Annotated in this window: 22 protein-coding genes; 9 read left to right on the top strand and 13 right to left on the bottom strand. The window is 73.7% G+C overall.

Annotated elements, in window-relative coordinates; all coding sequences use genetic code 11:
* Positions 1–53: 53 nt before the first annotated feature.
* Positions 54–935 carry a 2-hydroxy-3-oxopropionate reductase gene (locus BUE45_RS05740; protein WP_073376064.1) on the bottom strand — a complete coding sequence of 294 codons (882 nt, stop codon included), beginning with the start codon at positions 933–935 and terminating at the stop codon, positions 54–56.
* A 37-nt stretch (positions 936–972) separates the two neighbouring features.
* Positions 973–1,770, bottom strand: a complete 798-nt coding sequence (locus tag BUE45_RS05735) for a hydroxypyruvate isomerase family protein (protein WP_073376062.1) — start codon at positions 1,768–1,770, stop codon at positions 973–975.
* 359 nt (positions 1,771–2,129) lie between these two features.
* Here BUE45_RS05735 and BUE45_RS05730 point away from each other — a divergent pair, with 359 nt between their 5' ends.
* The 6 genes from BUE45_RS05730 to alc all read left to right on the top strand — a co-directional run bounded on the left by BUE45_RS05730 (position 2,130) and on the right by alc (position 8,046).
* On the top strand, positions 2,130–2,687 hold the full coding sequence (locus tag BUE45_RS05730; RefSeq protein ID WP_073376059.1) for a 2-oxo-4-hydroxy-4-carboxy-5-ureidoimidazoline decarboxylase: 558 nt from the start codon (positions 2,130–2,132) through the stop codon (positions 2,685–2,687).
* Entirely contained in the window at positions 2,684–3,028 is a 345-nt protein-coding gene (gene uraH, locus BUE45_RS05725) for a hydroxyisourate hydrolase (RefSeq protein WP_073376057.1), read from the top strand. The genes BUE45_RS05730 and uraH overlap by 4 nt, the downstream gene beginning before the upstream one ends.
* Before the next feature lie 196 nt (positions 3,029–3,224).
* A complete protein-coding gene (pucL, locus tag BUE45_RS05720; RefSeq protein ID WP_073376453.1) occupies positions 3,225–4,121 on the top strand; it encodes a factor-independent urate hydroxylase in 897 nt (298 codons plus the stop codon).
* A 214-nt stretch (positions 4,122–4,335) separates the two neighbouring features.
* Positions 4,336–5,814 (top strand): nucleobase:cation symporter-2 family protein, encoded by a 1,479-nt coding sequence (locus tag BUE45_RS05715; protein WP_073376054.1) that lies wholly within the window; start codon positions 4,336–4,338, stop codon positions 5,812–5,814.
* Between the two features lie 88 nt (positions 5,815–5,902).
* Positions 5,903–6,829 carry a LysR family transcriptional regulator gene (locus tag BUE45_RS05710; RefSeq protein WP_073376050.1) on the top strand — a complete coding sequence of 309 codons (927 nt, stop codon included), beginning with the start codon at positions 5,903–5,905 and terminating at the stop codon, positions 6,827–6,829.
* An 89-nt stretch (positions 6,830–6,918) separates the two neighbouring features.
* On the top strand, positions 6,919–8,046 hold the full coding sequence (gene alc, locus BUE45_RS05705) for an allantoicase (RefSeq protein ID WP_073376048.1): 1,128 nt from the start codon (positions 6,919–6,921) through the stop codon (positions 8,044–8,046).
* A 104-nt stretch (positions 8,047–8,150) separates the two neighbouring features.
* On the opposite strand, the gene allB is transcribed toward alc, so the two are convergent.
* Together allB and BUE45_RS05695 are read right to left on the bottom strand one after the other, a co-directional pair.
* On the bottom strand, positions 8,151–9,500 hold the full coding sequence (allB, locus tag BUE45_RS05700; RefSeq protein WP_073376045.1) for an allantoinase AllB: 1,350 nt from the start codon (positions 9,498–9,500) through the stop codon (positions 8,151–8,153).
* Positions 9,501–9,611: 111 nt separating this feature from the next.
* A complete protein-coding gene (locus tag BUE45_RS05695; RefSeq protein ID WP_073376043.1) occupies positions 9,612–10,886 on the bottom strand; it encodes a DUF6986 family protein in 1,275 nt (424 codons plus the stop codon).
* Positions 10,887–11,164: 278 nt separating this feature from the next.
* Here BUE45_RS05695 and BUE45_RS05690 point away from each other — a divergent pair, with 278 nt between their 5' ends.
* Positions 11,165–11,908 carry an IclR family transcriptional regulator gene (locus tag BUE45_RS05690; RefSeq protein WP_073376451.1) on the top strand — a complete coding sequence of 248 codons (744 nt, stop codon included), beginning with the start codon at positions 11,165–11,167 and terminating at the stop codon, positions 11,906–11,908.
* Positions 11,909–11,976: 68 nt separating this feature from the next.
* Here the strand turns inward: BUE45_RS05690 and era are convergent, their stop codons facing one another.
* From era to BUE45_RS05660, 6 genes are all read right to left on the bottom strand, one after another.
* Positions 11,977–12,945 (bottom strand): GTPase Era, encoded by a 969-nt coding sequence (gene era / locus BUE45_RS05685; protein ID WP_073376040.1) that lies wholly within the window; start codon positions 12,943–12,945, stop codon positions 11,977–11,979.
* Between the two features lie 10 nt (positions 12,946–12,955).
* Positions 12,956–13,297 (bottom strand): cytidine deaminase, encoded by a 342-nt coding sequence (locus tag BUE45_RS05680; protein WP_073376037.1) that lies wholly within the window; start codon positions 13,295–13,297, stop codon positions 12,956–12,958.
* Positions 13,294–14,679, bottom strand: a complete 1,386-nt coding sequence (locus tag BUE45_RS05675) for a hemolysin family protein (RefSeq protein ID WP_073376035.1) — start codon at positions 14,677–14,679, stop codon at positions 13,294–13,296. Before BUE45_RS05675 ends, BUE45_RS05680 begins: the two co-directional genes overlap by 4 nt.
* The gene (gene ybeY, locus BUE45_RS05670; RefSeq protein ID WP_073376032.1) at positions 14,679–15,167 is read right to left on the bottom strand and encodes an rRNA maturation RNase YbeY; all 489 of its coding nucleotides are present in this window, start codon (positions 15,165–15,167) and stop codon (positions 14,679–14,681) included. Before ybeY ends, BUE45_RS05675 begins: the two co-directional genes overlap by 1 nt.
* Before the next feature lie 121 nt (positions 15,168–15,288).
* Complete coding sequence (locus BUE45_RS05665; RefSeq protein WP_073376029.1) at positions 15,289–16,407, bottom strand: PhoH family protein; 1,119 nt, start codon at positions 16,405–16,407, stop codon at positions 15,289–15,291.
* A 207-nt stretch (positions 16,408–16,614) separates the two neighbouring features.
* Positions 16,615–16,968: a histidine triad nucleotide-binding protein gene (locus BUE45_RS05660; protein WP_073376027.1), complete on the bottom strand. Its 354-nt coding sequence runs from the start codon at positions 16,966–16,968 to the stop codon at positions 16,615–16,617.
* 279 nt (positions 16,969–17,247) lie between these two features.
* Here BUE45_RS05660 and BUE45_RS05655 point away from each other — a divergent pair, with 279 nt between their 5' ends.
* Positions 17,248–17,778, top strand: a complete 531-nt coding sequence (locus BUE45_RS05655; RefSeq protein WP_073376023.1) for a SigE family RNA polymerase sigma factor — start codon at positions 17,248–17,250, stop codon at positions 17,776–17,778.
* Positions 17,775–18,479, top strand: a complete 705-nt coding sequence (locus BUE45_RS05650) for a hypothetical protein (RefSeq protein WP_073376021.1) — start codon at positions 17,775–17,777, stop codon at positions 18,477–18,479. The genes BUE45_RS05655 and BUE45_RS05650 overlap by 4 nt, the downstream gene beginning before the upstream one ends.
* A 130-nt stretch (positions 18,480–18,609) precedes the next feature.
* On the opposite strand, the gene BUE45_RS05645 is transcribed toward BUE45_RS05650, so the two are convergent.
* From BUE45_RS05645 to hrcA, 3 genes are read right to left on the bottom strand one after another with little or no spacing between them, the layout of a single operon-like run.
* Positions 18,610–19,350 carry a 16S rRNA (uracil(1498)-N(3))-methyltransferase gene (locus BUE45_RS05645; protein WP_073376019.1) on the bottom strand — a complete coding sequence of 247 codons (741 nt, stop codon included), beginning with the start codon at positions 19,348–19,350 and terminating at the stop codon, positions 18,610–18,612.
* On the bottom strand, positions 19,347–20,495 hold the full coding sequence (gene dnaJ / locus BUE45_RS05640) for a molecular chaperone DnaJ (protein ID WP_073376017.1): 1,149 nt from the start codon (positions 20,493–20,495) through the stop codon (positions 19,347–19,349). The genes BUE45_RS05645 and dnaJ overlap by 4 nt, the downstream gene beginning before the upstream one ends.
* A 4-nt stretch (positions 20,496–20,499) precedes the next feature.
* Positions 20,500–21,513 carry a heat-inducible transcriptional repressor HrcA gene (gene hrcA, locus BUE45_RS05635; protein ID WP_073376015.1) on the bottom strand — a complete coding sequence of 338 codons (1,014 nt, stop codon included), beginning with the start codon at positions 21,511–21,513 and terminating at the stop codon, positions 20,500–20,502.
* Positions 21,514–21,555: the final 42 nt, after the last annotated feature.

The following is a 21,555-nucleotide window of genomic DNA, read 5'->3' as shown; positions in this document are numbered from 1 at the left end:
CGCGGTGCGGCCACACGCGCGGACACCGGGGCGACCCGGATGTCGGGGACCGGCTACCGGCCGGAGAGCTGCTCGACGATCTTGAGCAGGGCGGAGTGGTCGAGCCCGTCGTGGCCCTGCCGCTTGAGGGCGGCGACGTACTGGGCGACCTGGGCGCCCAGCGGGATGGCGACCCCGGCGGCGTGCGCGGAGTCGGTGACGATGCGCATGTCCTTGTCGTGCAGGGCGATCCGGAAGCCGGGGGTGAAGTCGCGCTCGCGCATGGCGCGGCCCTTGCGCTGGAGCACGGTGCTGCCGGCGAGCCCGCCGCCCAGGACCTCCAGCCCGGCCTCGGTGTCCACGCCGTGGGCCTCCAGGAAGACCAGGGCCTCGGCCAGGAGCTGGATGTTGCCGGCCACGATGAGCTGGTTGGCGGCCTTGACGGTCTGCCCGGCTCCGCTGGGGCCGACCAGGACCGGGGTGGTGCCCAGGACGTCGAAGAGCGGGCGGGCCGCGTCGAAGTCCTCGCGGGCGCCGCCGACCATGATGGACAGCTTCGCCTCGACGGCCCCGGCCTCGCCGCCGCTGACCGGCGCGTCCAGGACCCGGAAGCCGCGCTCGGCCCCGGCGGCGGCCACGGCGCGGGAGGTGTCGGGGCGGATGGTGCTCATGTCGATGACGAGGGTCCCGGGCTTGGCGTGCTCGAACACGCCGTCCCCGCCGAGCAGGAGCGCCTCGACGTCCGGGGAGTCGGGGACCATCGTGATGACGGCGTCGGCGTCGGCGACCGCCCCGGCGACCCCGCCGCCGCGCAGCCCGCCCTCGGAGACGAGGGCGTCGACGCGGTCGGGGGTCAGGTTGTGGCCGGTGACGGTGTACCCGGCGCGGACGAGGTTGACGGCCATGGGCAGGCCCATGATGCCGAGTCCGATGAAGGCGACCTTGCGGATGGACACGGGGTGCCCCTTCCTGTTCGTGGCTGTGGCCGGGGGTTCAGCGCAGGCGGCCGAAGCTCTGCGCGGTGGGGACGGTGGGCTTGTACTCCAGGCCCACCAGCCCCTGGTATCCGCCCTTCTGCGCGGCGGTGAGGAGGTCGTCGAGGGGGAGTTCCCCGGTGCCCGGCTCGCCGCGGCCGGGGGCGTCGGCGATCTGGACGTGGCCGAACTCCGCGGCGTGGTCGCGGACGACGGCGGCGACGTCGTCGCCGTTGACGGCCAGGTGGTACAGGTCGGCGAGCAGGGCGACGTTGGCCGCGCCCGCCTCCCGGGCCCGCGCCACGAAGTCGAGTCCCTGGCGGGCGGTCTTGAGCGGGTAGTCCGCGGCGCCGCTGATCGGCTCGACGAGGACGGTGCCGCCGACCCGGGCGACCGCCGCCGCGGCGGCGACGGTGTTCTCCAGGGCCACACGGTCCTGCTCGGCGGGGTCCGTCCCGGCCTGGCGCAGGCCGTAGAGGGCGTTGAACCCGGTGGTGCCGGTGCGCTCGGCGATCGCGGTGACGACGTCGAGGTTGGCGCGGAACTCGGCGGCCCGGGCGGGCTGGGACAGCACGCCCCGGTCGGGCCCGGGCAGCGCACCGGCGAAGAAGTTGAGGCCGGTCAGGCGTACGCCCGCGGCGGCGACGGCGTCGACGAAGGCGTCGACCTGCGCGGGGGGCGGGGTGGCGCCCTCGAACGGCCACCAGAACTCGACGGCGTCGAACCCGGCGTCGCGGGCGGCCCGGGGCCGCTCGGTGAGGGGCAGCTCGGTGAAGAGCATGGAGCAGTTCACCGTGTACCCGAGGGTGTGGCTCATGCACTGCCTCCGGCTTGATTTCCGCTATGCGGAATTAGCTTTTCACTTTGAGGAATGATCCGAGTGTGAGCCCGGCCGCCCGGGTTGTCAACACCCCCTTTTCCGCACGCCCCGATACCGCGGCCCCGCGCCGCGGCGGCGCGACCCCGTCCGCCCCGGCGGCCACCCGGGTCCCGCACTTCACGGCACGCCCGGGGTTTTCCGTGGGTACGTGAGAGAGAGGCACGTTTTCCACCGAAAGGTCCGCGCGAGTGTTGACAAGGTCACACCGGGATCAACTAGAGTCCGTCCAATCCGTAATACGGAATCGCATGTCTGCACTACGAAAGCCCGGCCCCGGCCGGGTCACGGGAGACCCCATGCCCGAGAGCACCTCGGCGGAGCCGGACACCCGGCCCGACCAGGGCCTGGAACGGCTCAACGCCCTGTCGGAGGAAGAACTGCGCACCGAGCTGGCGCAGTGCCTGGACATCGAACGCTGGGTGCGGGCCGTCGCGGCCGCCGCCCCCTACGCCGACCGCTCCGCGCTCCTGGACACGGCCGACGCCCACGCCCGCCTCATCACCGCCGACGAGACCGCCTCCGCGCTGGCCCGGCACCCGCGCATCGGGGAGAAGGCGGCGGGGGCCGACACCGAGGCGGCCTGGTCGCGCGGCGAGCAGTCCGCCTTCGCCTCCGGGACCGACGACGCCGCGGTCCGCGTCCAGCGGATCTTCCGGTACGCCCAGCGGGAGTACGAGGAGCGGTTCGGCCAGATCTACCTGGTCTGCGCCAGCGGCCGCGGCCCCGCCGACCTGCTGGCCGACCTCGTCGGACGGCTCGCCAACGACCGCGGCGCCGAACTGGCCGCCGTCGGCCGGGAACTGCGCGGGATCGCCGCCCTGCGCCTGGTCAAACTCCTGGAGGCCACCGCATGAGCCACGTCACCACGCACGTCCTGGACGCCGCGCTCGGCCGCCCCGCCGCCGGGGTGCCCGTCCGGCTGGAGGCCGCGGCGGACGCCGGCCGCACCGCCTGGCGGACCGTGGCCGAGGGCACGACCGACGGCGACGGCCGGATCGGCGACCTGGGGCCCGAGCGGCTCGCCGCCGGACACCACCGGATCACCTTCGACACCGCCTCCTACTTCGGTTCCACCGGCCAGCGGGGCTTCTACCCCGAGGTGTCCATCGTGTTCGACCTCGCCGAGGAGGACGCGCACTACCACGTGCCGCTCCTGCTCAGCCCGTTCGCCTACTCGACCTACCGGGGCTCCTAGCCGGGCTCGCCGGGCACGCCCCCGGCGACCGGTACCGGAGCGCAACAGAAAGGACATGCCCCAGGAGACGGCACCACGCAGGATCTCGGATTCAGGGTGCGTGATAGGTCCTTCCGCATGACCACAGCGGTCCTCCCTCGTACGCACGGCGTTCACACGCGACGAAGACTTATCCACACGGATGGAGTTCACCCTGATGGGCATCAGACTCGGAGACAACCAGTACGGCAAGGCGGAGGTCCGCCTCGTCCACATCGACCGCCGGACCGACGTCCACCGCATCAAGGACGTCAACGTCACCTCCCAGCTGCGCGGCGACCTGGAAGAGGTCCACACCGTCGGCGACAACGGCACCTGCCTGCCGACCGACACCCAGAAGAACACGGTCTACGCCAAGGCCCGCGAGTGGGGCGGCGTCGGCGCCGTCGAGGACTTCGCGCTGCGCCTGGCCCGCCACTTCGTGGACGAGCACGACTACGTGAGCGGTGCCCGCCAGGAGATCGAGGAGTACTCCTGGGACCGCATCGCCACCTCCGAGGGCCCCCACGACCACTCCTTCGTGCGCAGCGGCGCCGAGACCCGCACCACCGTCGTCACCAAGGAGGGCGGGCGCGAGTGGGTCGTGTCCGGCTTCACCGGCCTGACCGTCCTGAAGTCCACCGGCTCGGAGTTCCACGGGTACCCCAAGACCCGCTACACCACGCTCCAGGAGACCACGGACCGCATCCTGGCCACCGACGTCACCGCGCGCTGGCGCTACGCCGGCACCTCCCACGACTTCGACAAGGCCTACGCGTCCATCCGCGCGCTGTGCCTGGAGGCCTTCGCGAACACGCACAGCCTCGCCCTCCAGCAGACCCTCTTCCAGATGGGCACCGCCGTCCTGGAGGCGCACCCCGAGGTCGCCGAGATCCGCTTCTCGATGCCCAACAAGCACCACTTCCTCGTGGACCTGTCGCCCTTCGGGCTGGACAACCCCAACGAGGTGTTCTTCGCCGCCGACCGCCCCTACGGCAGGATCGAGGCGGTCGTCGAACGCGACGACGCCCCCGAGCCGGGCGACGCGTGGAAGTCCGTCCCCGCCTTCCTCTGAGGCCCTCCTCCCCGACCCCGGGGCCCGACGTGCGGCCGGGCCCCGGCCCCCTCCCCCGGTCCGAGGTGTCCCCTCGCCTGCCCGCCGCGACGCGGGCCGCCCGCCTCCGCCGTGCCCGCGAACGGGCCGCGGACGGCGCGATCCGCCGGGCGCACGCGCCCGGGAGACCGACCACCCCCCGTGTGGTCACCTGAACGAAGGCTGGAAACTGGCCATGTCGAACAGTCCGTCCGCGAAGGACTCGGCCACAACGAACGCCGCCCCCCGCCCCCGTCCCGAGGACGAGAGGCTGCCGCTGCGGCTGCTCCTCGTCTACGGCATGCAGCACATCCTCACGATGTACGCCGGCGCGGTCGCGCCGGCCCTCGTCATCGGCGCCGCCGCCGGACTCGCGAACGACCCCGCCTCCATGGGGATACTCGTCAGCGGCGCGCTGCTGGTGGCGGGGATCGCCACCCTCCTGCAGACCGTCGGCCACCGCAGGATCGGCGCCCAGATGCCGATCGTGGTCGCCGCCTCCTTCGTCCCCGTCAGCGCCGTGACCGCCCTGGCCGCGGGCCAGAACGGCGAGAACCTGCCCGTGGCCTTCGGCGCCTCCCTGGCGGCCGGGGTGTTCGCCCTGTGCCTGACCCCGTTCTTCGGACAGCTCATCCGCTTCTTCCCGCCGATCGTCACCGGCACGATCATCACCGTCATCGGGATCAGCCTCATGCCGGTGGCCGCCCGGTGGATCATGGACGGTGCCGTCCACACCGGCGTGGACGGCACCGCCGTCCCCGCCGCCCCCGTGGCCAACCTGGCCCTGGCGGGGGTCACGCTCGCCGTCATCCTCCTGGGGTCCCGGGTGCTGCCCGGCATCTGGGGCCGGCTGTCCATCCTGCTCGGGATGGTGGTGGGCACCCTGGTGGCGCTGCCGCTGGGCATGGCCGACTTCAGCCGGATCGGCGAGGTCGACATCGTGTTCGACCCGACCTCGCTGTTCTACTTCGGGCCCCCGCGCTTCGAGCCCGCGGCGATCATCACCATGTGCGTGATCATGCTGGTGGTGCTCACCGAGGGCGCCTCGCACATCATCGCCGTCGGTGAGATCACCGGGTCGAAGGTGGACGCCCGGCGCATCTCGGCGGGCCTGCGGGCCGACGTCAGCGGGTCGATCATCGGCCCGATCCTCAACTCCACCCCCACCAGCTCCTTCGCCCAGAACATCGGCCTGCTGGCGCTGACCGGCATCCGCAGCCGCTACGTGGTGGCGGTGGGCGCGGGCATCCTCATCCTGCTGGGCCTGTTCCCGGTCCTGGGCGGGGTGATGGCCGCCCTGCCCACGCCGGTGCTGGGCGGGGCCGGGCTGGTGCTGTTCGGCAGCGTGGCCGCCAGCGGCGTCAAGACGCTGGCCAAGGTGGACTTCACCCGCAACCTCGACCTGGTGCTGGTGGCCGCCGCCTTCGGGGTGGCGGTCATCCCGCTGGCCTACCCGACGTTCTACTCGTTCCTGCCCGAGTCCGTGGAGATGATCGCCCACTCCGGCATCATCGGCGCCGCGGTGACGGCGATCCTGCTGAACATCTGCTTCAACGTCGTGGGCGGCGGGGGCCGCCGCGCCCCGGCGGAGAGCAGCGCCCGGGAGCCCGGTCCGACCGGGCCCGCCGACCCGGAGGGGGCCGCCCACCGCGAGGGGGACCCCGGCCGGCCCTGACCCGCTCGCCCGCAGGGGCGGGTGCGCCGTCTCGGGCGCACCCGTCCCTCACTTCTGTTCACCGGATCCGAATGGTATGTCTGGGACCATGACCGACTGGGACCTGCGCAAACTGCGCGTTCTGCGCACCCTCGACCGGGTCGGGACGGTGCGCGCCACCGCCGAGGCCCTGTGCACGACCCCCTCCGCCGTCTCCCAGCAGCTGTCCGCCCTGTCCCGCCAGGTGGGGGTGGAGCTGCTGGAGCCGCACGGGCGCCGGGTGCGGCTGACCGACGCCGCCCGGGTGCTGCTGCGCCACACCGACATCGTGCTGGCCCAGCTGGAGAGGGCCGAGGCGGAGCTGGACGGGTTCGCCCGGGGCGGCGCCGGGACGGTGCGGGTGGGCGCCTTCGCCACGGCCGTCCCGGGCCTGGTGGTGCCCGCGCTGAGCGCGGTGCGCGAGGCCCATCCGGGGCTGAACGTGCGGGTGCACCAGGCCGAGGCGGCGGAGGTGTACGAGCTGCTGGCCGCCGGGGAGATCGACGTCGGCCTGTCCCTGGCCGCCCAGGCCCCCACCGGCCGGGACGACCGCTTCGAGCGCGCCGGGCTCCTCACCGACCCCATGGACGCGGCCCTGCCCGCCCGCCACCGGCTGGCCGGGGCGCCGGCGCTGCGCCTGCGCGACCTGGCCGGGGAGCCGTGGATCTACGGCGCGGACGGCCCCTGGCGGGACATCACCGTGGCGGCCTGCGCCCAGGCGGGATTCGCGCCCGAGCAGGCGCACGTGGCCTCGGACTGGCGGGCCATCCTCGACATGGTCGCCGCCGGCCTGGGGGTGGCGCTGGTGCCCCGGCTGGCGGCCGCCGGCGACGCGCCCGGGGTGGCGCTGCGGGTGCTGCACGAGGACCGTCCCCGCCGCCACGTGGTGTGGGCGGTGCGCGCCGGGTCGCGGGAGCGGCCGCAGATCGCGGTGGCGCTGCGCGCCCTGGTGGACCGGGCTGCCGCCCTGGCCACCGCGAACGTTCAGTTCGACTGAACATGATGATCTAAAAGTTTCGCTGGATATGACCGTTTCCTGCTGCCAGTCTGAAGGTGTCCGCATCACCCCCGCACGGCAGGAGGACCATGAGCACCACCCCCGGCTTCGATCCGCGCGCCTACAACGCCCGCCCCTACTCCGGCGGCGACCCCTACGCCGACTACCGGCCCGCCGACCTCGACCTCGACGGCCTGGTGGACCTCGCGGACCGCAGGCTCGGGGGCGCCGTGGTCGCCGCCAACGACGAGTTCTTCGCCCACCGCGAGAACATGCTGCTGCCCGGCCCGGCCGTGTTCGACCCGCACGCCTTCGGGCACAAGGGCAAGGTCATGGACGGCTGGGAGACCCGGCGCCGGCGCGGCCCGTCCGCCCTGGACCCCCACCCGGCGGCCGACGACCACGACTGGGCCCTGGTCCGGCTCGCCCTGCCCGGCACGGTCCGCGCCCTGGTCGTGGACACCGCGCACTTCCGCGGCAACCACCCCACCGAGGTGGCCGTGGAGGGCACCCACCTGGAGGGCTCCCCCGCCACCGGGGAGCTGCTCGCCGCCGAGTGGACCCCGCTCGTGGCGCGCACCCCCGTGTACGGGCACGCCGCCAACGGGTTCGAGGTCGCCGACGGCCGCCGCTGGACCCACCTGCGCGTGCGGCAGTTCCCCGACGGCGGCATCGCCCGCCTGCGCGTGTACGGCGAGCCCGTCGCCGACCCGGCGTGGCTGGCCGCCCTGGGCTCCTTCGACCTGGCCGCGCTGCTCAACGGCGGCGCGGTCGAGGACGCCTCGGACCGCTTCTACTCCCCGCCCGGCAACATCATCGCCCCGGGCCGCTCCCAGAAGATGGACGACGGCTGGGAGAACCGGCGCCGCCGCGACACCGGGCACGACTGGGTGCGCTTCCGGCTGGCCGCCCAGGGCGAGGTGCGCGCCCTGGTGCTGGACACCTCCTACCTCAAGGGCAACTCCGCCGGCTGGGTGAGGGTGCTGGTCCGCGACGCGCAGGGGCCCGACCCCGAGGCGTGGTCGGAGATCCTGGGCCGCACCCGGCTGGAGCCGGACGGCATCCACCGGTTCGTGCTCCCGGCACCGGTCACCGCCACGCACGTGCGCACCGACGTCTACCCCGACGGCGGCCTCGCCCGCCTGCACGTGTACGGGTCGCTGACCGCGGCCGGGACCGCCACGCTGGAGCAGCGGTGGTCGCGGGCCCGCGGCTGACCCGGGGCCGGGGGCTCCCGCCCGGCGCCGCGGAGCGGCGGGCGGGGGCGGCCCCCACCGGGGACGGGGGGCGGGGCACGGGCGCCCCGCCCCCCGCCGGCGCCTCAGCGGCGCTCGACCATCCGGCCCGCCGCGGAGCCCTCCACGACCTCAGCCCCGCGCAGCAGGGTGCGCCGGACCCTCCCGGTGAGCACCGCCCCGTCGTAGGCGCTGACCGGGTTGCGGTGGGCCAGCTCCCGCGCGTCCACGCGCACCTCCTCGTCCGGGGCGAACAGCACCAGGTCGGCGTCGGCCCCGACCGCGACGGCGCCCTTGCCCGACACCCCGGCCACCCGGGCGGGGGCGGCCGACATCCACTCCACGACCTCGGCCAGCGGGACCCCGCGCCGCCGCGCCTCGGTCCACACCGCAGCCAGCCCCACCTGGAGCCCGGAGATCCCGCCCCACGCGGTGCCGAAGTCGCCGGTGTCCAGGTCCTTGAGGTCGGGGGTGCTCGGCGAGTGGTCGCTGACGACGCAGTCGACCAGGCCCTCGCGCAGCGCCCGCCACAGCAGGTCGCGGTTGCCCTCCCCGCGGATCGGCGGGCAGCACTTGTAGCCGGTGGCACCGGCCGGGACGGCCTCGGCGGCCAGGGTGAGGTAGTGCGGACAGGTCTCCACCGTCAGGCGCACCCCCTCCTCCCGCGCCCGCGCGATGAGCGGCAGCGCGGCGGCGCTGGACAGGTGCAGGACGTGCGCCCGCACCCCGGTGCGCCGCGCGGCCGCGATCACCCGGGCGATCGCCCGGGTCTCGGCGTCGTCGGGCCGCGAGGCCAGGAACGACGCGTAGTCGCGCCCGGCGGCGGCCGGTGCCGCCGCCAGCACGTCGGGGTCCTCGGCGTGCACGATGAGCAGCCCGTCGAACGCGGCGATCGCCTCGGCCGCGGTCTCCAGCTCCGCGGCGGACAGGTGCCCGAACTCCTCGACCCCCGAGGGCGACAGGAACGCCTTGAACCCGAACACCCCGCGCTCCCACAGCCGCGCCAGCGCGCCGGTGGCGCCGGGGCCGCTGTTCTCGGGTACCGCGCCGCCCCAGAAGCCCACGTCGACGGCGAGCACCCCCTCGGCCGCCGCCCGCTTGGCGTCGAGCCCGGCGACGGTGGTCGTGGGCGGCACGCTGTTGAGGGGCATGTCGACCAGCGTGGTCACCCCGCCCAGGGCCGCGGCCCGGGTGGCGGAGGCGAAGCCCTCCCACTCGGTGCGGCCGGGCTCGTTGACGTGCACGTGGCTGTCCACCAGTCCGGGCAGCAGCACCTCGTCGGCGGCGGCGCGCAGCTCGCGCTCCCCCGCCAGGGGCGCGTCCGCGCCGTCCAGGACCTCGACCACCGCGCCCTCGCGCACGCCGACGGTCACCGGCCGCTCCCCCTCGGGGGTGAGCGCGCGCTCGGCGCGCACGACCAGGTCGAGACGGTCCATCTCCTGCCTTCCTCTCACGGGGGCACCCCCCTCCACGGCGGCGCCCGGACCCCGGACGGGGACCGGGCGCCGCACCGTCGACCGCGGGCGGGCGCCCGCGGTCCGCACCGGTCACCCCACCCGACGTGCGGCCAGGGCCAGGAGGGCGTCGGCCCCGGTGCCGGCCGCACCGGCGACCTCCTCCTCGTCCAGGGCGCCGCAGCGCAGCCCCTGGGCCAGGACCGCGGCGAGCGCCTGGGCGGTGGCCGGCTCGTCCGCGACACCGCCGCCCTCCACCGACCCCAGGTAGGCGCGCAGCCGCGCCGCGGCCGGCGCGAACGCCTCACGGTAGAACACGAATCCGGCCAGGTGGCGCATCGGCAGCTGGAGGGGGTGCAGGTCCCAGCCCTGGTAGAAGCCGCGCTCCAGCGAGCGCCGGACCAGCCCGGCGTGCAGCCGCCAGGCGGCGCGGACCTCGTCGGCGGAGCCCACCGGCAGGATGTTGCTGCCGCCGTCGGAGAGCCACACCCCGGTCCCGGCCGCGGCCACCTGCATGACGGACTTGGCGTGGTCGGCCGCAGGGTGGGCCAGGGTCTGGTGGGCGGCGGTGATCCCGCAGGCGGCGCTGTAGTCGTAGGTGCCGTAGTGCAGGGCGGTGACCCGCCCCTGCCCCGCGGCGATCATCCGGGGGATCGCGACGGTGCCGTCTGCGAGCACGACCGACTGCGGCGTCTCGATCTGGAGCTCGAAGCGCAGCCGCCCCTCCTCCAGGCCGTACCGCCCCTCCAGCCTCCCGGCCAGCCAGGCCATCGCCTCCACCTGCTCCACGGAGGTGATCTTGGGCAGGGTGAGCACGAGCCCTGCGGGCAGGGACCCGTGGGCCTCCAGGAGGGTGCGCAGGAAGAGGTCGAGGGTGCGCACGCCGCGGTGGCGCCCGGCGGCCTCCATCCCCTTCATCCGGATGCCGAAGTACGGGGTGGCCGTCCCCGCGGCCAGGTCGGCGGCGAACGCCCCGGCGACGGCGCGGGCGTGGGCGTCCTCGGCCTCGTCCCCGGGGGTCCCGTAGCCGTCCTCGAAGTCGGCGCGCAGGTCCTCGACCGGCTCGGCGGCGAGTTTGGCGCGCACCCGGGGCAGGGCGTCGGCGACGGCCGCCCCGTCCAGGCCGGTGACGCGGGCCAGGTCGGCGGGGTCGGGGGCGTACTCGTCGAGGGCGGCCAGCGCCCGCGCCCCCCAGTCGGCGGCCAGGCCGGGGCCGACCCGGTCGGCGGGCACGTACACGCTGTGCACCGGCTGGCGCTCCCCGCGCGCGCCGGGGTACTCCCGGCCCAGGCGGGCGTCGGCGTCGGCGAGCCGGTCGTCGAGTCCGGTGACCAGGTCCGCAAGATCCCGGGGGCTGTCGTGGGCCACGTCCGATGTCCTCCTCCGTGGTCGTCCGTGCAACACACACGAATTCCTTTATGCGGATACTAACTTCTGCTATCCGGAAGAACAAGGGCCCCACGTGACCCGGAACACCGGCCCCGGGAGTTCTCCCGGAAAGCAAGAGCGAAAAACCTCTTTCGTATTGCAAAATAAGGAGGGTGACCGCAGCGGCCCACGACAGGGGAGCACGATCCTTGGCAGCCTCACAGACACCCGGCGCGGACCTGGCCCGCCCCGACGACACGGTCCGGCGCACCGGGGGCGTGCAGTCGCTCGACCGCGCGTTCGCGCTGCTGGAGATCATGGCCGACGCCGGAGGGGAGGCCTCCCTCAGCCAGCTCGCCGACGCCTCCGGGCTGCCCCTGCCCACCATCCACCGCATCATCCGCACCCTCGTCGGCAACGGATACGTACGCCAGCTCCCCTCCCGCCGCTACGCCCTGGGCCCCCGCCTCATCGGCCTGGGGGACAAGGCCGCCAGGATGCTCGGCACCTGGGCCCGCCCCCACCTGGCCCAGCTCGTGGAGGAGCTCGGCGAGACCGCCAACCTCGCCATGCTCGACGGCGACAAGGCCATCTACGTCGCCCAGGTGCCCTCTCCGCACGCCATGCGCATGTTCACCGAGGTCGGCCGCCGCGTCCTGCCCCACTCCTCCGGCGTCGGCAAGGCCCTGCTCTCCCAGCTCGGCGACGACGAGGCCCTGGCCACCGTCCGCCGCACCGGAATGCCCGCCGCCACCAACCGCACCATCACCGACACGGAGCGGTTCCTCGCCGAACTGCACACCATCCGCCACAACGGCTACGCCATCGACGACGGCGAACAGGAGATCGGCGTGCGCTGCGTCGCCGTCCCCGTCACCGGCGCCCCCTCCGGCATGGCCGTGTCGATCTCCGGCCCCGAGGCCCGCGTGAGCTGGGACTTCGTCAACCGCGCCGCTCCCATCGTCCAGCGGTGCGCGGCCACCCTCGCCGGCGACCTCAACAACCAGAACCAGCGCGACTGAACCCGCGCACCGCCCCCGCACGCACGAGGGCCCCGGAGCATCCGCTCCGGGGCCCCGCACACCCTCCGCTACGTCTGCTGGTCGAAGCCCAGCTTGCGCAGCTGCTTGGGATCGCGCTGCCAGTCCTTGGCCACCCGCACCCGCAGGTCCAGGAACACCCGCTGCCCCAGCAGCCCCTCGATCTGCTTGCGGGCCCGCGACCCCACGTCGCGCAGGCGCGCGCCCTTGGTGCCGATCACGATCGCCTTCTGGCTGGGCCGCTCCACGTACAGCGAGGCGTAGATGTCCACCAGCTCCTTGCCGGGCCTGGTGTTCTCCCGCTCCCCCATCTCGTCGACGACCACCGCGATCGAGTGCGGCAGCTCGTCGCGCACCCCCTCCAGTGACGCCTCCCGGATCAGCTCCGCCACCAGCATCTCGTCCGGCTCGTCCGTGAGGTCGCCGTCCGGGTACAGCGGCGGCCCCTTCGGCAGGTGCGAGCACAGCACGTCGGTGACGGTGTCCAGCTGGTAGGAGGCCTGCGCCGACACCGGGACGATGTCCGCCCAGTCCCCCAGCGCGTTCACCGCCATCAGCTGCTCGCCCACCTGCCCCTTGTCGGCCAGGTCCGTCTTGGTCACCAGCGCGACCACCGGGGTGTTCGTCTGCTCCGCCAGCTCCTTGGCGATGTAGGTGTCACCGCGCCCGATCGGCTCGTTCGCGGGCAGGCAGAACGCGATGACGTCCACCTCGACCAGCGTGGACCGCACCAGCGAGTCCAACCGCTCCCCCAGCAGGGTGCGCGGCTTGTGCAGTCCGGGCGTGTCCACGATGATCAACTGCGCGTCGGGCCGGTGCACGATCCCGCGCACCGTGCGCCGCGTCGTCTGCGGCCGGTTGCTGGTGATCGCCACCTTCTGGCCGACCAGGGCGTTCATCAGCGTGGACTTGCCCACGTTCGGGCGGCCGACGAAGCACGCGAACCCGCTGCGGAAACCCTCCGGGTGGGAGGGCATCGGCAGCGGAACCCGCAGCTTCTCCAGGTCGAGGTCGTTCATATGTCCTTCTTCAGCGGCGGACGATGCTCGCCGGCACCCCGTCGGGGGCGGCGATCACCACCGTCGCGGTCTTGAGGTCGTCCAGCACGGCGCGATCGGTCCCGTCGAGCTCGGGCGCCGCGGTGACCACCACCGCGGCCTCCAGCGCGGTCGCCTCACCGGAGACCGCGGCGGCCACGGCCGCCTGGAGTGCGCTGAGCTTCAGCGAGGGCAGGGACACCGTCGTGGCCACATAGGTGCGGCCGGTCTCGTCGCGCACCGCGGCGCCCTCGGCCGCGGAGTTGCGGGCCCGCGAGGCGCGCGCGAGAGTGACGAGCTTGGTGTCCTCGGCGCCCAGGGTCGTGTCGCTCACTGTTCCGTGCTCCTTGTGTTCTCGTTCCCGTCCACGTCGCCCCCGTCCCGCTCCGCGGGAAGGCGTTCCACGAGAACGGTCGTCATGCGGTTGCGGCGGCTGCTCTTCCCCTCCAGGGTGAGCCGCAGCCCAGCGTATTGCGCCTGGGCCCCGCCCGCGGGGACCCGGCCCAGAACGAACGCGACGAGCCCGCCCACCGTCTCGACGTCGTCGACGTCCAGGTCCTCGTCGGGGAACAGCTCGGCCAGCTCGCCCAGCGGCAGCCGCGCCGTCACCCGGACCCGGTCCTCGTCCAGCCACTGCACCGGGGGGATCTCGTGGTCGTACTCGTCGGTGATCTCACCGACGATCTCCTCCACGATGTCCTCCAGGGTCACCAGGCCGGCGGTGCCGCCGTACTCGTCGATGGCCACCGCGACGTGGTTGCGCTGCTTCTGCATCTCGCGGAGCAGCTCGTCGATGGGCTTGGTGTCGGGCACGTAGGTCGCCGGGCGCATGACGTCGCCCGCCGTCAGCGGGACCTCGCCGTCAGGGTTGCCCGCGGCGGCGGCCCAGCGGTCGCGCAGCCGGTCCACCAGGTCCTTGAGGTAGACGATGCCGACCACGTCGTCCTCGTCCTCCCCGGTGACGGGGATGCGCGAGTACCCGCTGGCCAGGGCCAGGGTCAGCACCGCGTCGGCGTCGGCCTCCCGGCCGGTGAACACGATGTCGGGGCGGGGCACCATGACCTCGCGCACCGACGTGTCGTCGAGCTTGAAGACCGAGTGGATCATCTGGCGCTCCTCGGGGTCGATGACCTCCCCCTGCTCGGCCAGGTCCACCAGCTGGCGGAACTCCACCTCGGTGCTGAAGGGGCCCTCCCGGTCGCCCTTGGCCCGCGGGGTGAGCGCCCGCCCGGCGCCGACCAGCAGCTGCGCCAGCGGGCCCACCACGACCTGGACCGGGTGGACGACCGCCGCGGAGGCGCGGGCCAGCCGGCCGGAGAACTGGCGGCCCAGGATGCGCGGGGTGACGGAGATGAGCACCGACTCGACCACGACCATCGCCACGGCCGTCAGGACCAGGGCGGGCCAGCCCAGGCCCAGCAGGAACACCATGCCGACGGCGGCGGCGATGACCGCGCACACCTCGCACACCACGCGCAGGAACAGCAGCACGTTCAGGTGGCGGGTGGGGTCGGCGCTCACCCGCGCCCAGCCGCGGCCCCGGCCCTCGGCCTCGCCGGACAGGCCCACCGACACCACGCGGGTGACGGCGACCTCGGCGGCCACCAGGAAGCCGGCCGCCGCGGTCAGGACCAGGGCGACGGCGAAGGAGGTGATCCACTCGACCGGGTCGCCGGTGGTCAGGGCGGCGACATCGGGCCACACCGACGGTCTCATCAGGCGGTCTCGTTCCCCTCGGCGGCCCGGGCCGACTCACCCTCGCGCCAGGCGGCGAGGATCTCGCCCTGGAGGCCGAACATCTCCTTGTGCTCGTCCGGCTCGGCGTGGTCGTAGCCGAGCAGGTGCAGGATGCCGTGGGTGCACAGCAGGTCGATCTCGGCCTCGGTGGGGTGCCCGGCCTTCTCCGCCTGGCGCTCGGCCACCTGCGGGCAGATGATCACGTCGCCGAGGACGCCGGGCTCGCTCGTGCGCCCGGGGCCGCCGGGACGCAGCTCGTCCATGGGGAACGAGAGCACGTCCGTGGGACCGGGCTCGTCCATCCAGCGGACGTGCAGGTCGGCCATGGGGCCCTCGTCGACCAGGACCACGGACAGCTCGGCCAGGGGGTGGACCCGCATGGCGTCCAGGACGAACCGGGCCAGCCGGGAGAGCCGCTCCTCGTCCACGGTGCTGACGCCGGACTCGTTGGCGACGTCGATACTCATCTGATGCGCATGCCTCACTCGGTCGTTGCGGTCGGGCGCCGCAGGACCGGCACCCCTCGGACAGCGGAAGCGGCGGGCCCGCGCACACCGCGCACCCACCGGCTCCGTCGCCGTACCCGCCCTAGTCTGCCCGCTGTCGCGGGTGGGCGCTGCCGCTCCCGGCGCCGTCCGGGGTGTCGGCGGCCTCGCGCCGGGGCGACAGGCCCCGGCCACGGCCGCCGCGGCGGTCCTCGCGCCCCTCCCCGGAGCGGTCCTGGCGGGCGGCGTCGTAGCGACCGTAGGCGTCGACGATCCTCCCCACCAGCTTGTGCCGGACCACGTCCTCGCTGCTCAGCCGACAGAAGGCGATGTCGTCGATATCACGCAGGATCGACTCGATGGTGCGCAGCCCGCTCGCCTGCCCGGAGGGCAGGTCCACCTGGGTGACGTCGCCGGTGACCACGATCTTGGACCCGAACCCCAGCCGTGTCAGGAACATCTTCATCTGCTCCGGCGAGGTGTTCTGCGCCTCGTCCAGGATGATGAAGGAGTCGTTAAGAGTCCTACCCCTCATGTACGCCAGGGGGGCGACCTCGATGGTCCCGGCGGCCATCAGCTTGGGGATGGACTCCGGGTCCAGCATGTCGTGCAGCGCGTCGTACAGCGGCCGCAGGTAGGGGTCGATCTTGTCGTAGAGGGTTCCGGGCAGGAAGCCCAGCCGCTCCCCCGCCTCGACCGCGGGCCGGGTGAGGATGATGCGGTTGACCTCTTTGTCCTGGAGCGCCTTGACCGCCTTGGCCATGGCCAGGTACGTCTTGCCGGTACCGGCCGGACCGATCCCGAAGACGACCGTGTGCCGGTCGATGGTGTCGACGTAGCGCTTCTGGTTGACCGTCTTGGGCCGGATGGTCTTGCCGCGGTTGGACAGGATGTTGGTGGTGAGGACGTCCGCCGGGCGCTCGGCCCCCGGGGAGCGCAGCATGTGCACCATGCGGTCGATGGTGTCGGGGGTGACGTGGGTGCCGCTCTTGGCCAGCTCGATGAGCTCTTCGACCAGGCGGACCACGACGGTGGTCTCCTCCGGGGAGCCGCTGATGGTGAACTCGTTGCCGCGGACGTGGATGTCGCTGTCGAACGCCCGCTCCAGGGCCCTGAGGAGCTCGTCCCCCGAGCCGAGCAGGCTGATCATCGTGTGCTCGTCGGGCACCACGACCTTGACCTGGGCGTCCCGTCGCGGATGCGTGTGCGTTGTCTCGGCCATGGTGTGGCCTTGCGGCCGCTGTCCCTGCCCTTCGGGTCGGGCGCCCGTCGGCGGGCGGTGCGCCTCAGTGTGACGTTCCGGACCGCCTGTGCCGCGGCGCCGGCCAGGGCCCCGGCGGGGGGTCCGCACGACCCCTCCGGCCTCTTCCGGCCCACGTTCTGGAGTCTACCAAGGCGCCCCGCACCCGCTCGATCGGTTATTTCCGGGTCATCCGGGCGGCCATTCGAGGCCGCGGCCGCCCAGGAGGTGGGCGTGGAGGTGGAACACGGTCTGCCCCGCGCCGCTGCCGGTGTTGAACACCAGCCGGTAGCCGGTCCCGGCGATGCCCTCGGCCTCGGCGACCGCGCGGGCGTCGCGGACCAGGGCGTCCAGCAGACCCGTGTCGGCCTCGGCCGCGGCCCCGGCGTCCGGGTGGTGCTCGCGGGGGATGACCAGGACGTGGGTGGGCGCCTGCGGGTTGATGTCGCGGAACGCGACGGTCCGCTCCCCCTGGCGGACGATGTCGGCGGGCACCTCCCCCCGCACGATCTTGCAGAACAGGCAGTCGGCATGGGTCGGCATCGGCGGCCTCCGTCTCGTCGGGTCGCCACCATGATGCCGCAGGCGGGGCCCCGGCCCGCCCCGTCCCTTGCGCCCGGAAAGCAACGGTTCACCGTCGTGCCCCGCCGGAAGCGCGATACGCTGTGCCCCCGTGCGCGTCGGCGGATCGAGTACCTCCACTCTCGGCCGCGTCCGGGCGTGTTCGGGCCGAATCGCGCTCCTACCTGGAAAAGATGAGGTATGCCCTTTCGTAAACCCCGCGAGAAGGGTGTGCGTCGAACGGATGTGACGACAGAAACCATGGTGGCCGGAGCCACCACGGCGCCCCTCGCCGTGGAGTGGGATGCAGACCATGCGGTGACGGAGCTCTACCGGGAGCACTACCGTCCGCTCGTCCGCCTCGCCTCCCTGCTGGTACGCGACCACGCCACCGCCGAAGAGGTCGTTCAGGACTCGTTCGTGGCCATGCACGGCGCCTGGCGGCGGCTGCGGGACCCCAACAAGGCCCTGTCCTACCTCCGCCAGGCGGTGGTGAACAAGGCCCGGTCCGTGCTGCGTCACCGGGCCGTCGTGGAGAAGCACGCCCCCAAGGCGCTGCCCGACGCACCCAGCGCCGAACACGGCGCACTGAACCTGTTGGAACGCGAGGCCGTGATCCGCGCCCTGCGCAAGCTACCCACCCGTCAGCGAGAGGCCATCGTGCTCCGGTACTACGGCGACCTGTCCGAGGCGCAGATCGCGGACGCCATGGGGATCAGCCGGGGTGCGGTCAAGAGCCACACCTCCCGTGGCATCTCCGCTCTCCGCTCTGTCCTGGAGCAGACGACATGACGAGCCCCACAGATCCCGAGAACGACGACTTCGAGGCACGGCTGCGGCAGGTGCTGCGGGCCGAGGCCGACACCGTCGCGCCCTCACCCGAGGCGCTCGACCTCATCCGGGGCCGGACCGCCGGCCGCGGTGTGGGCGCCTGGTTCGGGCTCCCGTGGCTGCGCCCGGTGCTGGCCGTGGCCGGTGCCGTGCTCATCGCGGCGTCCGTGGTCATGTCCACGCCCCAGGTCCGCGAGCAGGTGCTGGAGATGGTGCCCGCCGGCGCCGACCGGCAGAGCACCCCGCCGGGGCAGGACGGCGGCGACGTGGCCGCGCCCTCCCTGGAGGACGAGGCCCCCGAGCACCCGCCCCGGATACCCGAGCCGCGGCCCTCGCCGGAGCCCTCCGACGACCCGAGCGAGCCCGTCGAGGACGAGGAGGAGGGCGGCGCGGGCGGCCCCGCGGTGACCGCCGAGTGCCCGACGCCCTCGCCGTCCGCGGGCGTCGCGTCCAAGGACGACAAGGACGACGGCGAACCGGACGAGGAGTGCGAGCCGTCCGAGGAGCCCTCGCCGGGCGGCGGCACCGACCCCGGCACCGAACCGGGTGGCGGCGGCGGAACCGACCCCGGCACCGGGGGCGGCGGCGACACCGGCAACGGCGGCGGCTCCACCGGCGGGACCGAGGGCGGCACCGATCAGCAGTCCTCGACCGCCGACTAGGGCCGGTCCGGGAATCCAGCGCGGCCGCGCGCCGTGCGGGCGTGGAGCACGACGGAGGGGCCGTCCCCGCGGGGACGGCCCCTCCGTCGTGTCCGGTGTCCTTCTCTTCTCCTCCTGCGCCGGGCGGGCGCTACCAGCGCCCGGTGCGCGCTTGGAGGACGGCCAGCGCCGCCACCCCGGCGGTGGAGGTGCGCAGCACGCTGTCCCCCAGCAGGGCGCGGACGGCGCCCGCGGCGTCGAAGGCGTCGAGTTCGGCGTCGGAGAACCCGCCCTCGGGGCCCACGACCAGGACCACGCCCGCCCCGTCGGCGCCGGCGGGCACCTCGGTCTCGGAGAGGCGCAGGGCGGCGTCCTCGTGCAGGACGACGCCGAGGTCGGCGGCGGCCAGCAGGGCCGCGACGGCCTCCCGGTCGGCGGGTTCGGCGATCTCGGGCAGCCGGGCCCGGCGCGCCTGTTTGGCGGCCTCGCGGGCGGTGGCCCGCCACTTGGCCAGGGACTTGGCCGCCCGGTCGCCCTTCCAGCGGGTGATGCTGCGCTCGGCCGTCCAGGGGACGACGGCGTCGACCCCCGCCTCGGTCATCATCTCCACGGCGGCCTCCCCGCGGTCGCCCTTGGCCAGGGCCTGGACCACGGTCAGCCGGGGGCGCGGGGCGGGTTCCTCGATCCGCTCCAGGACCCGGCAGACGATGTGGTCGGCTCCGGCGGCGACGACCGAGCAGCGCAGGCGCAGCCCGCGGCCGTCGGAGAGGTCGACGGCCTCGCCGGGCCGGATGCGGCGCACCGCCGCGGCGTGGCGCCCCTCCGGTCCGGCGAGGGTGACGGTGTCGGCCGCCAGGTCGGCCGTGTCGGCCAGGAAGACCGGCGGTGTCACTTGCCCGCGCCGAAGGCGTCGCGGAGCTTGGAGAACAGCCCGCCGTGGCCGGGGCTGAACCGGCCGGGGGCGCGGTCCTCCCCGCGCAGCTCGGCGAGCTTGCGCAGCAGCGCCTCCTGCTCCTCGTCGAGCTTGCTCGGGGTCTCCACGTCGACGCGGATGCGCAGGTCGCCCCGGCCGCCGCCGTCGAGGTGGGTGACGCCCTTGCCGGGCAGGGTGATGACGTGGCCGGAGTTGGTGCCCGGGCGCAGGTCGATGTTCTCGGTGCCGTCGAGGGTCTCGAAGGCGAAGGAGGCACCCAGCGCGGCGGCCGTCATGGGGACGGTGACCGTGCAGTGCAGGTCGTCGCCGCGCCGTTCGAAGGTGGGGTGCGCGCGCTGGACGATCTCCAGGATGATGTCGCCGCGCGGGCCGCCGTTGGGGCCGACCTCGCCCTCGCCCGCGAGCTGGATGCGGGTGCCGTCGTCGACGCCCGCGGGGATCTTGACGCTGCGGGTGACCTTCTCGCGTACCCGTCCCTCGCCCGCGCAGTCGGGGCAGGGGTCGGGGATGACCGAGCCCTGGCCGCCGCACTGGGGGCAGGGGCGGGAGGTCATGACCTGCCCGAGGAAGGAGCGGGTGACCTGGGAGACCTCGCCCTGCCCGTGGCACATCTCACAGGTGGTGCGGTGGGTGCCGGCGGCCGTCCCCTCGCCCTGGCAGGTGGCGCACAGGATCGCGGTGGGGAAGGTGATCTCCTTGGTCACGCCGAACGCGGTCTCGGCGAGGTCCAGCTCGACGCGGATCTTGATGCTGCGCCCGCGCCGGACCCGCTCGCGCGGCCCGCGACCGCCCGCCTGGGCGCCGCCGAAGAAGGCGTTCATGATGTCGTCGAACGGGAATCCGGCCGCGCCGCCGAAGCCGCCCGCGCCACCACCGCCGCCGCCCGGGGCGAAGGGGTCCTGGCCCATGTCGAACATCCGGCGCTTGTTCTCGTCGGAGAGGACCTCGTAGGCCTGGGTCACCTCCTTGAAGCGGTCCTGGGTGGCGGGGTCCGGATTGATGTCCGGGTGCAGCTCGCGCGCGAGCCTGCGGTACGCCTTCTTGATCTCGTCCTTGGAAGCGTCACGACGCACACCGAGGACCTGGTAATAGTCTCTGGCCACTGGGTTACTGTCCTGCCAAAATCTGTCCGACATACCGAGCCACGGCGCGTACCGCCCCCATCGTCCCTGGGTAGTCCATCCGGGTGGGGCCCACGACACCGATCTTGGCGAGCGACTGGTTTCCCACACCGTAGTCGGCCGACACGATCGAGGTGGACCGCAGTCCCTCGTGGAAGTTCTCCGCGCCGATGCGCACCGTGAGCATCGACGGGTCCTTCGCCTCACCCAGCAAACGGATGAGGACCATGTTCTCTTCCAGCGCCTCCAGCACGTCCCTCAGGCTGGCGGCGAAGTCGACGGCCGCGAGGTTGGCCGTGCCGGCGAGGACGATCTTCTCCTCGTGGCGCTCCACGAGGCTCTCCAGCAGGACGGAGAGGACCGAGATCGCCATGGCGCGGTTCTCCGGCGGGATCTGCTGGGGCAGGTCCTCGACCGCGTCGGGCACCGCGCCCAGGTGCAGGCCGGCGGTGGCGCGGTTGAGCATGGCGCGCAGGTCGGCCACCGCGTCGGCGTCGATCGCGCCCAGGCCGTCGATGACGCGCTGCTCGACCCGGCCGGTGTCGGTGATGACCACCAGCATGAGCCGCTGGCCCGCCAGCGGCACCAGCTCGACGTGCTGGACCGAGGAGCGTGTCAGCGACGGGTACTGGACGATGGCCACCTGCCGGGTGAGCTGCGAGAGCAGCCGTACGGTGCGGGCGACGATCTCGTCGAGGTCCACGGCGCCGCTGAGGAACGACTCGATGGCGCGGCGCTCGGCCGCCGAGAGCGGCTTGACCGAGGACAGCCGGTCGACGAAGAGCCGGTACCCCTTGTCGGTGGGCACGCGGCCGGCGCTGGTGTGGGGCTGGGCTATGTAGCCGTCCTCCTCCAGCGCGACCATGTCGTTGCGGATGGTGGCCGGGGAGACGCCGAGGCGGTGGCGGTCGGCCAGGGCCTTGGACCCCACGGGCTCGTTGGTGTTGACGAAGTCCTCGACCACGGCACGCAGGACCGCGAGCTTGCGCTCATCCAGCAACTCGCCACCTCCTGGCACTCCACGGTCGTCAGTGCCAATTCT

This window comes from Nocardiopsis flavescens (assembly GCF_900141985.1).
GTDB lineage: Bacteria > Actinomycetota > Actinomycetes > Streptosporangiales > Streptosporangiaceae > Nocardiopsis > Nocardiopsis flavescens.
This window is presented reverse-complemented; position numbering and strand designations above follow the sequence as displayed.

Bases quoted from the DNA above. Each gene is read 5' to 3' on its own strand.
- BUE45_RS05735 (WP_073376062.1), bottom strand. From the start codon at position 1,770: ATGAGCCACACCCTCGGGTACACGGTGAACTGCTCCATGCTCTTCACC.
- BUE45_RS05730 (WP_073376059.1), top strand. From the start codon at position 2,130: ATGCCCGAGAGCACCTCGGCGGAGCCGGACACCCGGCCCGACCAGGGC.
- uraH (WP_073376057.1), top strand. From the start codon at position 2,684: ATGAGCCACGTCACCACGCACGTCCTGGACGCCGCGCTCGGCCGCCCC.
- pucL (WP_073376453.1), top strand. From the start codon at position 3,225: ATGGGCATCAGACTCGGAGACAACCAGTACGGCAAGGCGGAGGTCCGC.
- BUE45_RS05715 (WP_073376054.1), top strand. From the start codon at position 4,336: ATGTCGAACAGTCCGTCCGCGAAGGACTCGGCCACAACGAACGCCGCC.
- BUE45_RS05710 (WP_073376050.1), top strand. From the start codon at position 5,903: ATGACCGACTGGGACCTGCGCAAACTGCGCGTTCTGCGCACCCTCGAC.
- alc (WP_073376048.1), top strand. From the start codon at position 6,919: ATGAGCACCACCCCCGGCTTCGATCCGCGCGCCTACAACGCCCGCCCC.
- allB (WP_073376045.1), bottom strand. From the start codon at position 9,500: ATGGACCGTCTCGACCTGGTCGTGCGCGCCGAGCGCGCGCTCACCCCC.
- era (WP_073376040.1), bottom strand. From the start codon at position 12,945: ATGAACGACCTCGACCTGGAGAAGCTGCGGGTTCCGCTGCCGATGCCC.
- BUE45_RS05675 (WP_073376035.1), bottom strand. From the start codon at position 14,679: ATGAGACCGTCGGTGTGGCCCGATGTCGCCGCCCTGACCACCGGCGAC.
- ybeY (WP_073376032.1), bottom strand. From the start codon at position 15,167: ATGAGTATCGACGTCGCCAACGAGTCCGGCGTCAGCACCGTGGACGAG.
- BUE45_RS05665 (WP_073376029.1), bottom strand. From the start codon at position 16,407: ATGGCCGAGACAACGCACACGCATCCGCGACGGGACGCCCAGGTCAAG.
- BUE45_RS05660 (WP_073376027.1), bottom strand. From the start codon at position 16,968: ATGCCGACCCATGCCGACTGCCTGTTCTGCAAGATCGTGCGGGGGGAG.
- BUE45_RS05655 (WP_073376023.1), top strand. From the start codon at position 17,248: ATGGTGGCCGGAGCCACCACGGCGCCCCTCGCCGTGGAGTGGGATGCA.
- BUE45_RS05650 (WP_073376021.1), top strand. From the start codon at position 17,775: ATGACGAGCCCCACAGATCCCGAGAACGACGACTTCGAGGCACGGCTG.